Here is a 15,989-nt window from a genome sequence, read left to right as displayed (position 1 = left end):
ACATTCGATCATATTCAAGTCGAACGCACGTGAGTCTTGGTGCGTGATTCTGGTCAGCGCAAGCTGACATCTTCTTTTCAGAATCACTGCACTCTACACTCCGTTCCGGTCGGCGCAAAACCATTGTCTCCCAGACAATGTGCGCCCTCGCGGAGCATTTATCTCAGTAGGAGATTGAACTCCCACTGAGAAATACTTGTTACTACTCACCACTTGCAGAAGTGGGAGTCTCAACTCAGACTGAGATGAATGTAAAAAAGGCTCCCAGGAAATCTGGAAGCCTCTTATTATACTATATTGTATTACAGTATCAGCAAGTGATTACTCGATGATTGTAGCAACACGACCTGATCCTACAGTACGTCCACCTTCACGGATAGCGAATGTAAGACCCTGCTCCATAGCGATTGGGTGGATGAGCTCGATTGTCATCTCTACGTTATCGCCAGGCATACACATCTCTGTACCTTCTGGAAGGTTGCAAACACCTGTTACGTCAGTTGTTCTGAAGTAGAACTGCGGACGATAGTTGTTGAAGAACGGTGTATGACGGCCACCCTCATCTTTTGTCAGTACGTAAACCTGAGCTGTGAATTTTGTATGGCATGTTACTGTACCTGGTTTTGTAAGAACCTGACCTCTTTCGATGTCCTCTCTCTTAATACCACGAAGTAATGCACCGATGTTATCACCAGCCTGAGCCTCGTCTAACAGTTTACGGAACATCTCGATACCAGTAACAGTTGTTTTCTGAATCTCCTCTTTGATACCAACGATTTCAACTTCCTCGTTGATGTGAAGAGTACCACGCTCTACTCTACCTGTAGCAACTGTACCACGACCTGTGATTGTGAATACATCCTCTACTGGCATAAGGAATGGCTGATCTGTTGCACGCTGCGGATCCGGAATATACTCATCAACTGTGTCCATGAGTTCCATGATCTTGTCGCCCCACTCGCCCATCGGATCTTCAAGAGCTTTTAAAGCAGATCCTTTGATGATCGGGCAGTCTGTGAAGTCATACTCTTCCAGAACTTCTGTGATCTCCATCTCTACTAACTCAAGCAGCTCCTCATCGTCTACCATATCACATTTATTCATGAATACAACGATGTAAGGAACACCTACCTGACGGGAAAGAAGGATGTGCTCTTTTGTCTGAGCCATAACACCGTCAGTAGCAGCTACTACAAGGATAGCACCATCCATCTGAGCAGCACCAGTGATCATGTTTTTAACGTAGTCAGCATGACCTGGGCAGTCAACGTGTGCATAGTGACGTTTTGCTGTCTGATACTCAACGTGAGCTGTAGAAATTGTGATACCACGCTCTCTCTCTTCTGGAGCTTTATCGATATTCTCGAAATCTACTTTCTCGTTTCCTTCTACTCTCTCAGCTAATACTTTAGTGATAGCAGCTGTTAAAGTTGTTTTACCGTGATCAACGTGTCCAATTGTACCAATGTTACAATGTGGTTTGCTTCTGTCAAATTTAGCTTTTGCCATTTTTGCGTCCTCCTTAAAATTGTATGCCTTCGGCATTCATAATTCTTAATTGAATCTTATCACTCGATACTTCGATTATATTAAAAAGGTCAAAGTATTTCAAGTTTTATTTTGCTTTTGCGGAAATAATTTTATCCTGTACAGACTTCGGAACCGGCTCATATTTCTCGAAGAACATTGAGTAGTTACCACGTCCCTGTGTTTTGGAACGTAAGTCTGTAGAGTATCCAAACATCTCTGCCAGCGGTACATAACCTCTAACGATCTTTCCACCGCCAAGGTCATCCATACCTTCGATACGTCCACGACGAGAGTTAATATCACCGATTACGTCACCCATGTACTCTTCCGGCATAGTAACTTCTACTTTCATGATCGGCTCAAGAAGAACCGGGCTTGCTTTCTGCATAGCCTCTTTGAAACACATAGATCCGGCAATATGGAATGCCATCTCAGAGGAATCGACCTCATGATAAGATCCGTCGTAAACTGTAGCTTTAACACCTACAACCGGGAATCCAGCAATGATACCAGCCTTAGCTGCTTCTTCAATACCTTCTCCAACTGCCGGGATGTACTCTTTCGGAATAGCACCACCAACAACTGCGGACTCAAACTTGAATGTCTCTTCTCCGTTTGCATCCATCGGCTCGAATTTAACTTTACAGTGTCCGTACTGTCCACGTCCACCAGACTGTTTTGCATATTTGTATTCCTGATCAACAGGTTTTGTAAATGACTCTTTGTAAGCAACCTGAGGAGCACCAACGTTTGCCTCTACTTTGAACTCACGAAGCAGACGGTCAACGATGATTTCCAGATGTAACTCACCCATTCCGGCGATGATTGTCTGGCCTGTCTCAGTGTTTGTATGAGCACGGAATGTAGGATCTTCCTCTGCAAGTTTTGCAAGAGCTTCACCCATCTTGCCCTGTCCAGCTTTTGTTTTCGGCTCGATAGCAAGCTCGATAACTGGCTCTGGGAACTCCATGGACTCTAAGATTACCGGATGCTGCTCGTCACAGATTGTATCACCTGTTGTAGTGATCTTGAATCCAACTGCGGCTGCGATATCACCTGAGTAAACTTTGTCCAGCTCAGTTCTCTTGTTAGCGTGCATCTGAAGGATACGTCCAACACGCTCTTTTTTATCTTTTGTTGCATTCAGTACATAGGAACCGGAATTCATTGTACCGGAGTATACACGGAAGAATGCAAGTTTTCCTACGAACGGGTCTGTCATGATTTTGAATGCAAGAGCAGAGAACGGCTCTTCATCAGAAGAATGTCTCTCTACTTCATTACCATCAAGATCAACACCCTTGATAGCAGGAATATCTGTCGGTGCCGGCATGAAATCTACAACGGCATCTAACAGTTTCTGTACACCTTTGTTTCTGTAAGCAGTACCACAGCAAACCGGTACAGCTGTACACTCACATGTAGCTTTTCTTAAAACAGCTTTTAACTGCTCAACAGACGGCTCTTCGCCTTCCAGATACATCATTGTCAGATCATCATCTAACTCACAGATTTTCTCTACTAACTCATCATGGTAAAGCTCTGCCTCATCCTGCATATCTTCCGGAATCGGCTCAATGCTGATGTCTTCACCTTTCTCATCGTTGTAGATATAAGCCTGCATCTCGAATAAGTCGATGATTCCTTTGAAGTCATCTTCTTTTCCGATCGGAAGCTGTAAGCAGATTGCGTTTTTACCTAAACGCTCACGAATCTGGTCTACTGCTCCGTAGAAGTTTGCACCAAGGATGTCCATCTTATTGATGAATGCCATACGTGGTACATTGTATGTGTCTGCCTGACGCCATACGTTCTCTGACTGAGGCTCTACACCACCCTTTGCACAGAAGACACCAACGGCGCCATCCAGTACACGAAGGGAACGCTCTACTTCTACTGTAAAGTCAACGTGACCTGGAGTATCGATGATGTTGATACGGTACTCTTTAGCACCCGGTGCAGGTTTATTTTCTTTCTGCGGTGTCCAGTGGCATGTTGTAGCAGCTGAAGTAATTGTGATACCTCTCTCCTGCTCCTGCTCCATCCAGTCCATGGTAGCAGTACCTTCGTGAGTATCACCAATTTTATAGTTAATACCAGTGTAATAAAGGATACGCTCTGTTAATGTAGTTTTACCTGCATCGATATGAGCCATGATACCAATATTTCTGGTTCTCTCAAGCGGATATTCTCTTCCTGCCATGGTGATTTCCTCCTCTTAGAATCTGAAATGGGAGAATGCTTTGTTTGCTTCTGCCATCTTGTGCATGTCTTCTTTACGTTTTACAGATGCGCCTGTATTGTTAGCTGCATCCATAATCTCATTTGCCAGTCTGTCTGCCATTGTTTTCTCTCCTCTTTTTCTGGAGAACATTGTTAACCAACGCAGTCCAAGTGTCTGACGTCTGTCCGGTCTTACTTCGATCGGTACCTGATATGTTGCACCACCGATACGTCTAGCCTTTACTTCAAGTACAGGCATAACGTTGTTCATAGCCTCTTCGAATACTTCGATAGCCGGTCTTCCGGTTTTCTCTGCAACACGATCAAAAGCTCCGTATACAATTTTCTGAGCTACACCTTTCTTACCATCTAACATGATGTTGTTGATAAGTTTTGTAACTACTACGTTATTGTACATAGGATCTGCTAAAACTTCTCTTTTCTGATTATGTCCTTTACGTGGCACGGTACTTCCCTCCTTAATCATGGTCTTGGCTTGCTGTCTTTCACAGCAGTTTCTTAATCGATTAATTCAACGGTACTCACATGTGTCTTTCTAATGTGTTCATGCTGGGAACATCTATCTTTATCTATTATCGTCGATAAAAAGAATTCCAACACTTACAATAGTTCTGTTTGTGATACTATTGGTCTTTTACAGGTCCTATTTGCCTGCTTTCGGTCTCTTAGCGCCGTATTTGGAACGAGCCTGACGTCTGTTTGCTACGCCTGCTGTATCCAGTGTTCCTCTGATGATATGGTATCTTGTACCTGGTAAGTCTTTTACACGACCACCACGGATCAGAACAACGCTATGCTCCTGTAAGTTGTGACCTTCACCCGGAATGTAGCTTGTTACTTCGATTCCGTTAGAAAGACGAACTCTGGCGATTTTTCTAAGAGCTGAGTTAGGTTTTTTCGGGGTTGCAGTCTTAACTGCTGTACAAACACCTCTCTTCTGCGGAGAAGCTGCATCTGTAGGTTTTTTCTGTAAAGAGTTGTAACCTTTCTGTAATGCAGGTGCTGTAGATTTCTTAGCAGATGTCTGACGACCTTTTCTTACTAACTGGTTAAATGTTGGCATTCTATTCACCTCCTGTATATTTTGTAAAAAAGTTTCCTGTGCGCTTTTGTGCACACTAAAATAGTATAGTGATTGTCTAATAGCTTGTCAAGCGTATTTTTCTGATTTTTCCCAGTTTTTTCTGTTTTTATACATATACAATGTGTTGCTTCTATATAAAAAGCAGATAATGATATTGTTTTATCCAATAACAGCGGATCAAATGTTATTTATAAAGAACTTTTACAACCTCTGACAGACATTTCTAATTGCAAAAAGACGATGCCCTACGGCACCGCCTTTTCTTTATATCTTATTCTGTTACAGTCTCTTCTGCATCTGCAGCTTCTTCTGTCTCAGTCTCAACGTCGATATCTTCTGCATCAATCTCTGTCTCAACATTTTCAACAGTTTCATCGCCTGCTAACAAATCGTCGCCCAACAGATCATTTGCATCAATCTCTGCATTCTCATCAATATCAGAATCCAGACGGATAGAACGATATCTCTTCATACCTGTTCCTGCCGGAATCAGTTTACCAATGATTACGTTCTCTTTCAGACCGATCAACGGATCAATCTTACCTTTGATTGCTGCCTCTGTCAGAACTTTTGTTGTCTCCTGGAAGGATGCAGCTGACAGGAATGAGTTGGTTGCCAGGGAAGCTTTGGTAATACCAAGCAGTACCTGTTTTCCTTCTGCCGGCTCTTTTCCTTCTGCAGCCAGTCTCTCATTTTCCTCCTCATAATCAAGGAAGTCAACCATGGTTCCTGGCAGGAAATCAGAATCTCCGTTGTTCTCGATACGGATCTTCTTCAGCATCTGACGAACGATAACCTCAACGTGCTTATCATTGATTTCTACACCCTGCAGACGGTATACACGCTGAACTTCCTGAAGCATGTAATCCTGAACTGCACGAACACCTTTGATCTTCAGGATATCATGCGGATTTACACTACCTTCGGTAAGCTCATCACCAGCTTCAAGGAATGCACCATCAGTGATCTTGATTCTGGAACCGTAAGGGATGAGGTAAGCTTTTGTCTCACCTGTCTCCGGGCTAGTAACGATGATCTCACGTTTTTTCTTTGTATCTTTAATAGTAGCAACACCAGCAAACTCTGTGATGATAGCAAGTCCTTTCGGTTTTCTTGCCTCAAAAAGCTCCTCAACACGAGGAAGACCCTGTGTGATATCATCACCGGCAACACCACCGGAGTGGAAAGTACGCATTGTAAGCTGTGTACCAGGCTCACCGATAGACTGAGCAGCGATAATACCAACTGCCTCACCAACCTGTACTGCCTGACCGGTTGCCATGTTTGCACCGTAGCATTTTGCACAAACACCGACTTTAGAACGGCAGGTAAGAATTGTACGGATTTTTACTTTTTCAAGCGGTTCTCCGTTCTCATCTACACCTTTGCTCATAACCAGAGCTGCACGTTTCGGTGTGATCATATGATTTGCTGCAACAAGTACGTTTCCGTCTGCATCGTGAATATCTTCACATGCAAAACGTCCTGTGATACGCTCCTGGAGGCTCTCGATTTCCTCTTTGCCATCCATGAATGCACTTACGTACATACCAGCAGTCTCACTTCTATCTTTACAGCAATCTGTCTCACGAATGATCAGATCCTGTGAAACGTCTACCAGACGTCTTGTCAGGTATCCGGAATCGGCGGTACGAAGCGCTGTATCGGACATACCTTTACGTGCTCCATGGGCAGACATGAAGTACTCCAATACGTCAAGTCCCTCACGGAAGTTTGATTTAATCGGCAACTCGATTGTTTTACCAGTTGTATCAGCCATCAAACCACGCATACCAGCCAGCTGTTTGATCTGTTTATCAGAACCACGGGCTCCGGAGTCAGCCATCATGAAGATGTTGTTGTATTTATCAAGTCCGGATAACAGCTCATGTGTAAGCTCATCATCAGTCTCTTTCCAAGTCTCAACAACCTCTTTGTAACGCTCTTCCTCTGTGATAAGTCCACGTTTGTAGTTCTTTGTAATAAGATCTACAGTATCCTGTGCCTGTTTGATCAGTGCCGGTTTCTTCTCCGGTACTGTCATATCAGAAATAGATACGGTCATAGCAGCTCTTGTAGAGTACTTATAACCCATTGCTTTAATATCATCCAGAACTTCTGCTGTGGTTGTAGCACCATGGATGTTGATAACTTTCTCAAGGATCTGTTTCAGACCTTTTTTACCAACATGGAAATCTACTTCCAGTACCAGATCATTTTCCGGTTTGCTTCTATCTACAAATCCAAGATCCTGTGGCAAGATTTCATTGAAGATGAAACGTCCAAGTGTAGACTCAACAGTTCCTGTCTTCTCTGTGCCATCCGGCATTTTCTTTGTCACACGTACATGGATTCTGGAATGTAATTTTACATATCCGTTCTCGTATGCAAGAATTGCTTCATTCAGGTTCTTGAAGTAATGGCCTTCACCAATACTTCCCGGTCTCTCCTGTGTCAGATAGTAAATACCAAGAACCATATCCTGAGAAGGAACGGCTACCGGACCACCATCGGACGGTTTTAACAGGTTGTTCGGGGACAGCAACATGAAACGGCACTCTGCCTGTGCTTCCACAGAAAGTGGAAGATGGACAGCCATCTGGTCACCATCGAAATCGGCATTGTATGCGGTACAAACAAGCGGATGCAGCTTGATTGCTTTACCTTCTACAAGGATCGGCTCAAATGCCTGAATACCAAGTCTGTGCAGTGTAGGAGCACGGTTCAACATAACCGGATGCTCTTTGATAACTTCTTCCAGAACGTCCCATACCTCTGTCTGAAGTTTCTCTACCATTTTCTTTGCGCTTTTAATATTATGAGCGGTTCCGTTTGCAACCAGCTCTTTCATAACGAACGGTTTGAACAGCTCGATTGCCATCTCTTTCGGCAGACCACACTGATAAATTTTTAATTCCGGTCCTACTACGATTACGGAACGTCCTGAATAGTCAACACGTTTACCAAGCAGGTTCTGACGGAAACGTCCGGATTTACCTTTCAGCATATCGGAAAGAGATTTTAATGCTCTGTTACCAGGTCCTGTAACCGGTCTTCCACGACGACCGTTATCGATCAGGGCATCTACTGCCTCCTGAAGCATACGTTTCTCATTACGAACGATGATATCCGGTGCTCCAAGCTCTAACAGTCTTCTCAGACGGTTATTACGGTTGATGATACGACGATACAGATCATTCAGATCGGATGTTGCGAAACGACCACCATCCAACTGTACCATCGGACGTAAATCTGGTGGGATAACCGGGATAACAGTCATGATCATCCACTCCGGTCTGTTACCAGACTCACGGAATGCTTCTACAACTTCCAGTCTCTTGATGATTCTTGCACGTTTCTGGCCTGTAGCAGTCTTTAATGCTGCTTTCAGTTCAACAGAATCTTTCTCAAGATCGATTGCTTCCAGAAGCTCTTTGATGGATTCTGCACCCATACCTACACGGAAGGATTTTCCGTATTTTTCGTATGCTTCCTGATATTCTGCTTCGGACAGAACCTGCTTATACTGCAGGTCTGTCTCGCCTTTGTCAAGTACGATGTAAGAAGCGAAATACAGTACTTTCTCCAGTGTTCTCGGAGAAATATCAAGGATTAATCCCATACGGCTCGGGATTCCCTTGAAGTACCAGATATGAGATACCGGAGCTGCCAGCTCAATATGTCCCATACGCTCTCTACGAACGTTAGATTTTGTAATCTCAACTCCGCATCGATCGCAGACAACGCCTTTATAGCGGATTTTTTTATACTTTCCACAATGGCATTCCCAGTCTTTGCTCGGTCCAAAAATACGTTCACAGAACAAACCGTCTTTTTCTGGTTTCAAAGTTCTATAGTTAATGGTTTCCGGTTTCTTTACTTCGCCCCGGGACCATTCCAATATTTTTTCCGGTGAAGCCAGTCCGATGCGGATGGCATCGAACGCTATGTTTGTGCCGACTTCTTTATTGTTTGTTTCTGGCATTTACAACGCTCCTTCCTCTTATTCTTCATCAAGAATGCTATCATCAAATCCGTCCATGAAATCATCTGTCTGAGCATCATTCTGATCGTCTTCTACATTTACCAGTTCTTCTTTTTCATTGAATTCCTGTTTTGAGAATCCCATCTCTCCGAAAGACTCTTTTTCTTCATAATTGAAGTTTCTGTCTCCGGAAATGATTGCGTTCAGATCTGTATTTCCATATTCGCTTGTTTCAAGCAGTTTTACTTCTTCGCCGTTCTCGTCTTCCAGTGTCACATCCAGACCAAGTGACTGTAACTCTTTCAACAGTACCTTGAAGGACTCCGGAATACCAGGCTCAGGAATATTATCACCTTTGATAATTGCTTCGTAAGTTTTTACACGTCCGATCACATCATCAGATTTTACTGTCAGGATCTCCTGCAGTGTGTATGCTGCACCATAAGCCTCCAGTGCCCATACCTCCATCTCTCCGAAACGCTGTCCACCGAACTGAGCTTTACCACCCAGAGGCTGCTGTGTAACGAGGGAGTAAGGACCAGTAGAACGTGCATGAATCTTGTCGTCTACCAAGTGATGCAGTTTCAGGTAATGCATGTGTCCGATTGTTACCGGGCTGTCAAAATACTCACCGGTACGTCCATCACGCAGTCTTACTTTACCATCACGGGAAATTGGAACACCTTTCCACAGTTTACGATGATCTCTGTTCTCATACAGGTAATCAAGAACTTCCGGAAGTAATTCCTCCTCATGTTTCTCTTTGAATTCTTCCCATGTTAAGTTTACATAATCATTTGCCAGATCCAGAGTATCCATGATATCTGTCTCTTTTGCACCTGCAAAAATAGGTGTGGCAACATTAAATCCAAGTGCTTTTGCAGCAAGGCTCAGATGAATCTCCAGCACCTGTCCGATATTCATTCGAGAAGGTACACCCAGCGGATTTAACACGATATCCAGCGGACGACCATTCGGAAGGAATGGCATATCTTCTACCGGAAGTACACGGGAAACAACACCCTTGTTACCATGACGGCCGGCCATCTTATCACCAACAGAGATTTTTCTCTTCTGTGCGATGTAGATACGAACTGCCTGATTTACACCCGGTGATAACTCGTCACCATTTTCACGGGTAAATACTTTTGCATCTACAACAATACCATACTCACCATGCGGTACTTTTAAGGAAGTATCACGTACTTCTCTTGCTTTCTCACCAAAGATTGCACGAAGCAGTCTCTCCTCAGCTGTCAGTTCTGTCTCTCCCTTCGGAGTTACTTTACCAACAAGGATATCACCGGCACGAACCTCGGCACCAATACGGATAATACCTCTCTCATCCAGATCTTTCAGTGCCTCATCACCAACACCCGGAACATCTCTTGTAATCTCTTCCGGTCCCAGTTTTGTATCACGTGCTTCTGCTTCATACTCTTCAATATGAATAGATGTATATACGTCATCCTGAACAAGACGCTCACTTAACAGTACAGCATCCTCGTAGTTATAACCTTCCCATGTCATAAATCCGATCAGTGGGTTTTTACCAAGACCAAGTTCTCCGTTTGCTGTAGAAGGACCATCAGCAATAACCTGACCTGCCTCCACATGATTGCCTTTGAACACGATTGGTCTCTGGTTGTAGCAGTTAGACTGGTTGCTTCGTGAGAATTTTGTCAGCTTGATTGTCTCTCTGCTTCCATCATCATCGTATTTGATTGTAATTTCATTAGAGCAAGCGCGCTCGATCACACCGGCACGTTTTGCCACTACACAAACACCGGAGTCAACTGCTGCTTTCGGCTCCATACCAGTACCAACTACCGGCGCTTCTGTTGTAAGAAGCGGTACAGCCTGACGCTGCATGTTTGCTCCCATCAGGGCACGGTTCGCATCATCGTTCTCAAGGAACGGAATTAATGCGGTAGCAACAGAGAATACCATCTGCGGAGATACATCCATGTAATCAAATAATGTCTTATCATACTCCTGTGTCTCTTCTCTGAATCGACCAGATACAGAGTTACGAACAAAATATCCGTTCTCATCCAGCTTCTCGTTCGCCTGTGCTACATGGTAATTATCCTCTTCATCTGCTGTCATGTATACAACTTCGTCTGTTACACGCGGATTTTTAGGATCAGATTTATCAATTTTACGATATGGTGCCTCTACGAAACCATACTCGTTAATTCTCGCATAAGATGCAAGAGAGTTGATCAGACCGATGTTCGGTCCCTCAGGTGTCTCTACCGGACACATTCTTCCATAATGGGAGTAATGAATATCTCGAACCTCAAATCCTGCACGATCTCTGGACAAACCACCTGGTCCTAATGCAGACAGACGACGTTTGTGTGTCAGCTCACCCAGAGGGTTGTTCTGATCCATAAACTGTGACAGCTGGGAAGAACCAAAGAACTCTTTGACTGCAGCTGTAACAGGTTTGATGTTGATCAGACTCTGCGGTGTAATTGTCTCAAGATCCTGTGTTGTCATTCTCTCACGAACCACTCTCTCCAGACGGGAAAGACCAATTCTGTACTGGTTCTGAAGCAGCTCACCTACCGCACGGATACGACGGTTTCCAAGGTGATCGATATCGTCATCGTTTCCGATACCGTACTCCAGATGCATGTTATAGTTAATAGAAGCAAGAATGTCTTCTTTTGTAATATGTTTCGGAATCAGATCGTGGATATTTCTGTGAATTGCTTCTTTGATATCCTCAATATCTGTATTTTCTTCCAGAATCTGTGCCAGAACCGGATAGTAAACCAGCTCATGAACGCCCAGTTCTTCCGGATCTACGTCTACATAATGGCGAAGATCAACCATCATACTGGACAGAACTTTTACATTTCTCTCCTCTGTCTGAATCCATACATAAGGAACTGCCGCATTCTGAATTGTATCTGCCAGCTCACGGTCAACTTTCTGACCTGCCTCTGCCAGAACCTCGCCTGTGCTCGGATCTACAACATCCTCTGCCAGTACATGTCCGTTGATACGGTTTTTCAGCATTAATTTCTTATTGAATTTATATCTTCCGACCTTAGCCAGATCATATCTTCTCGGATCGAAGAACATCGCCATGATAAGGCTCTCTGCGCTTTCTACAGACAGCGGCTCACCCGGACGAATTTTTTTGTATAACTCTAAAAGACCTTCCTGATAGTTTGTAGAAACGTCTTTTCCAAAACTTGCAATAATCTTTGGTTCTTCACCAAACAGATCAATAATTTCCTGGTTTGTACCGATACCAAGTGCACGAATCAATACAGTGATCGGCACTTTACGTGTACGGTCTACACGAACATAGAAGACATCATTGGAGTCTGTCTCATATTCCAACCATGCACCACGGTTCGGAATAACAGTGCAGGAATACAGTTCTTTTCCGATTTTATCATGGGCAATACCATAATAAATACCCGGGGAACGAACAAGCTGACTTACAATTACACGCTCAGCACCGTTAATTACAAATGTACCTGTCTCTGTCATCAACGGCAGATCACCCATGAAGATCTCATGCTCATTGATCTCGTCTGCTTCTTTATTGTAAAGTCTTACTTTTACTCTTAAAGGAGCTGCATATGTCGCATCACGCTCTTTACATTCCGGGATGGTATATTTAATCTCATCCTCGCACAATCTGAAATCTGTAAATTCCAGACTCAGATGTCCACTGTAATCAGCAATCGGCGAAATATCCGCAAACACTTCTTTGAGTCCTTCTTCCAAAAACCAATTGTAGGAATTCTTCTGAACCTCAATCAGGTTTGGCATTTCCAGAACCTCTTTTTGTCTCGAATAACTCATACGCAAACTTTTTCCGTTTATGACCGGACGTATCCTGTTTTTCTCCATTGACGCTTCACCTCTCGTTTTCTTTTTCTATCCCTGAAAAGGGCGCAATAAGCCCCATCAAACCACAATAGTGCATTTATCATAGTAGCATAGTATTTTTGCCAAGTCAAGGATTATTTTCACTTTTTGGCATCATTTTTGTGAGCACAAAAAAACACCAACCGGTTTCCCGGTTGGTGAAAATAATTCGGATAAAATTATTTAAGAGTAACTTTAGCGCCTTCAGCCTCAAGTTTAGCTTTGATATCCTCAGCTTCTGCTTTATCAGCACCCTCTTTAACCATCTTCGGAGCCTCGTCAACAACTGCTTTAGCTTCTTTTAATCCTAAACCTGTTAACTCACGAACAACTTTGATAACTTTAACTTTGTTCGGACCAACCTCTGTTAACTCAACGTCGAACTCTGTTTTCTCCTCAGCTGCGCCAGCACCGTCTCCGCCTGCTGCTGCAACTACAACGCCTGCTGCTGCAGATACGCCAAACTCTTCTTCACATGCTTTTACAAGGTCATTTAACTCTAAAACAGTTAACTCTTTAATCGCTTCAATAAATTCTGCGGTTGTTAATTTTGCCATTACTTTTTACCTCCAATTTTTCGATATTTTCATCTTTTAATATTCTAATTTTTAAGCTGCTATTTGCAGCTTCATCACCGGATTACTCTGCCGGTGTCTCTTCTGCTGCCGGAGCTTCCTCTGCTGTTTCTTCAGTAGCTGCTGGCTCGCAGTTTGCAGCACCACCCTGCTCTGCGATCTGATTGATAACGCGAGCGAAGTTTGTGATCGGAGACTGGATGCTTCCAAGTAATTTGGAAAGAAGATCCTGTCTGGACGGAACGCTTGCGATTGTCTGCATTCCTGCTGCATCATAATAATCGCCTTCCACAACACCAGCTTTGATTTCAAGTGCCGGAGCTGTTTTAGCAAATTTTGCAAGAATTCTTGCCGGAGCTGTTGCATCTTCTTTTGAGATTGCAATTGCGTTTGGTCCCTCAAGAACCGGTGCAAGTGCTTCAAACTCAGTACCTTTGAATGCGAAATTCATTAATGTGTTCTTATAAACTTTGTAAGAAACACCAGCTTCTCTTAATTCTTTACGTAACTGTGTATCCTCAGATACGGTAAGTCCACGGTAGTCTACAACTACTACAGACTGTGCACCATCGATCTGAGCTGCGATTTCCTGAACGATAGGCTGTTTCAGTTCTACTTTTGCCACGAATCGTGCACCTCCTTCTTAAATTTTGTTTCCTCAGACGAAAACGGGAATCCATTCACATAGGAAGTACTCACTTTCCATGCTACATAAAAATCCCTCTGTCACGCAGACAGAGGGAGAAAATTCTTCTTTACTAAACATTAAACTGTTTTGTAAATTCCCTCGGCAGGTTCTGCGTTTATGCCTTTCGGCACCTGCTGTCTTCGGCAATTTTGTAATCTTTCGATTACACACCGCTGTGTTTTCACACAACGGTGCAATTATATCATTGTATCATTTCGATGTCAACAACAATTCAAAACTTTTTACACATATTTAGCAGTGTTTAATTTAACACCAGGTCCCATTGTAGAGGTCATTGTTACACTCTTCAGGTACTGACCTTTTAATGCGCTTGGTCTTGCTTTGATGATGGCATCCATAAGGGTCTGGAAGTTGTCCGCTAATTGCTCTTCTGTAAAGGATGCTTTTCCAATTGGCACATGGATAATATTTGTTTTGTCCAGTCTGTACTCAATCTTACCTGCTTTAATATCGTTGATAGCTTTTGTAACATCCATAGTTACTGTTCCGGCTTTCGGGTTTGGCATTAAACCTTTCGGTCCAAGTACACGTCCAAGACGTCCAACAACACCCATCATATCCGGTGTAGCTACTACTACGTCGAAATCAAGCCATCCTTCGTTCTGGATCTTCGGAATTAATTCCTCTCCACCAACGAAATCAGCGCCTGCTGCCTGAGCCTCGTCTACTTTTGTACCTTTTGCGAATACAAGTACACGAACTGTTTTACCTGTTCCGTGCGGCAGTACAACAGCACCACGGATCTGCTGCTCAGCGTGACGTCCATCACAACCTGTACGGATGTGAAGCTCGATGGTCTCGTCAAACTTTGCTGTAGCGTTCTCTTTTACAAGTTTGATTGCATCTGCACTTTCATACTGAACTGTTCTGTCGATTTTTTTCGCACTATCGACATATCTTTTTCCTCTTTTCATGAATTATAACCTCCTGTGGTTGTATCGGGAGAGGACCCTCCCACTTATTTTCGTTAATTAGTCCTCAGCTACAGTAACACCCATACTTCTTGCTGTTCCTGCGATCATGCTCATAGCACTCTCTAAGGATGCTGCATTTAAGTCTGGCATTTTCAGCTCTGCGATCTCTTTGATCTGAGCTTTTGTGATTGTTGCTACTTTAGTTTTGTTCGGTACGCCTGAACCAGATTTGATTCCGCAAGCTTTCTTGATCAGAACCGGTGCTGGCGGAGTTTTTGTAACGAAGCTGAAGCTTCTGTCTGCATATACTGTAATTACTACAGGGATGATCAGATCGCCCTGATCAGCTGTTTTTGCGTTGAACTGTTTTGTAAACTCTACGATGTTTACGCCATGCTGTCCAAGTGCAGGACCAACTGGAGGAGCCGGTGTAGCTTTACCAGCAGGAATCTGCAGTTTGATATATCCTTCTACTTTCTTTGCCATTTGAGATTGCCTCCTTTGAATTTTTCGTAATCGTTCCTTTACTTACGCTTACATTTTCTTCACTTCTGCGAAACTTATTTCTACCGGTGTTTCGCGACCGAAAAGCTCTACATTGATAGTCACGATCTGTTTGCTCTCATTCATGCTCTGGATAACACCAACGGTATCTTTCCATACACCACCAATGATCGTAACAGTATCGCCTTCTTTGAAGTCGACTACCACTTTTTCTTCTTTGATTCCCAACGGTCTCATCTCAGCTTCCGTGAGTGGCACCGGCTTTGATCCCGGACCAACGAATCCGGTAACACCTCTGGTATTTCTGACAACATACCAAGTGTCATCATTCATCACCATATTGATGAGCACATATCCAGGAAACATTTTTTTCTGAACCTGCTTTTTTGCACCGTTCTTCAACTCAACGACATCCTGCATCGGAATTCGAACTTCAAGAATTTCTTCCTCCAGATGTCTGTTTTCAATTGTTTTCTCAATGTCTGCTTTTACCTTATTCTCATATCCGGAATAAGTATGAACTACATACCAGTTCGCCTCAGCCATA

The 15,989-nt window shown here is 43.5% G+C and carries 11 protein-coding genes and 1 other annotated feature; all 11 genes read right to left on the bottom strand.

Annotation, left to right across the window (positions count from 1 at the left end; genetic code table 11):
- Window positions 1–321: 321 nt before the first annotated feature.
- Window positions 322–1,509: an elongation factor Tu gene (gene tuf / locus DXB15_RS02100; protein ID WP_044964739.1), complete on the bottom strand. Its 1,188-nt coding sequence runs from the start codon at window positions 1,507–1,509 to the stop codon at window positions 322–324.
- 106 nt (window positions 1,510–1,615) lie between these two features.
- Window positions 1,616–3,733, bottom strand: coding sequence for an elongation factor G (fusA, locus tag DXB15_RS02095; RefSeq protein ID WP_118701873.1), 2,118 nt, complete (start codon window positions 3,731–3,733; stop codon window positions 1,616–1,618).
- Between the two features lie 15 nt (window positions 3,734–3,748).
- Complete coding sequence (gene rpsG / locus DXB15_RS02090; protein WP_207657009.1) at window positions 3,749–4,219, bottom strand: 30S ribosomal protein S7; 471 nt, start codon at window positions 4,217–4,219, stop codon at window positions 3,749–3,751.
- A gap of 198 nt (window positions 4,220–4,417) precedes the next feature.
- Window positions 4,418–4,837: a 30S ribosomal protein S12 gene (gene rpsL, locus DXB15_RS02085; RefSeq protein ID WP_109214647.1), complete on the bottom strand. Its 420-nt coding sequence runs from the start codon at window positions 4,835–4,837 to the stop codon at window positions 4,418–4,420.
- 292 nt (window positions 4,838–5,129) lie between these two features.
- Window positions 5,130–8,843 carry a DNA-directed RNA polymerase subunit beta' gene (gene rpoC, locus DXB15_RS02080; RefSeq protein ID WP_109214646.1) on the bottom strand — a complete coding sequence of 1,238 codons (3,714 nt, stop codon included), beginning with the start codon at window positions 8,841–8,843 and terminating at the stop codon, window positions 5,130–5,132.
- Window positions 8,844–8,861: 18 nt separating this feature from the next.
- Window positions 8,862–12,722 carry a DNA-directed RNA polymerase subunit beta gene (rpoB, locus tag DXB15_RS02075; protein WP_109214645.1) on the bottom strand — a complete coding sequence of 1,287 codons (3,861 nt, stop codon included), beginning with the start codon at window positions 12,720–12,722 and terminating at the stop codon, window positions 8,862–8,864.
- Between the two features lie 197 nt (window positions 12,723–12,919).
- Window positions 12,920–13,297 carry a 50S ribosomal protein L7/L12 gene (rplL, locus tag DXB15_RS02070; RefSeq protein WP_109214644.1) on the bottom strand — a complete coding sequence of 126 codons (378 nt, stop codon included), beginning with the start codon at window positions 13,295–13,297 and terminating at the stop codon, window positions 12,920–12,922.
- An 82-nt stretch (window positions 13,298–13,379) separates the two neighbouring features.
- Complete coding sequence (rplJ, locus tag DXB15_RS02065) at window positions 13,380–13,940, bottom strand: 50S ribosomal protein L10 (RefSeq protein ID WP_109214643.1); 561 nt, start codon at window positions 13,938–13,940, stop codon at window positions 13,380–13,382.
- A 78-nt stretch (window positions 13,941–14,018) separates the two neighbouring features.
- Window positions 14,019–14,165, bottom strand: a sequence feature (ribosomal protein L10 leader region).
- A gap of 80 nt (window positions 14,166–14,245) precedes the next feature.
- Window positions 14,246–14,938 (bottom strand): 50S ribosomal protein L1, encoded by a 693-nt coding sequence (gene rplA / locus DXB15_RS02060; RefSeq protein WP_109214642.1) that lies wholly within the window; start codon window positions 14,936–14,938, stop codon window positions 14,246–14,248.
- A 57-nt stretch (window positions 14,939–14,995) separates the two neighbouring features.
- Entirely contained in the window at window positions 14,996–15,424 is a 429-nt protein-coding gene (gene rplK / locus DXB15_RS02055; RefSeq protein ID WP_109214641.1) for a 50S ribosomal protein L11, read from the bottom strand.
- A gap of 48 nt (window positions 15,425–15,472) precedes the next feature.
- A complete protein-coding gene (gene nusG, locus DXB15_RS02050; protein WP_109214640.1) occupies window positions 15,473–15,988 on the bottom strand; it encodes a transcription termination/antitermination protein NusG in 516 nt (171 codons plus the stop codon).
- Window position 15,989: the final 1 nt, after the last annotated feature.

Origin of the sequence: Roseburia sp. OM02-15 (genome assembly GCF_003481835.1) — a bacterium.
In the GTDB taxonomy this organism is placed as follows: Bacteria; Bacillota; Clostridia; order Lachnospirales; family Lachnospiraceae; genus Eubacterium_I; species Eubacterium_I ramulus_A.
This window is presented reverse-complemented; position numbering and strand designations above follow the sequence as displayed.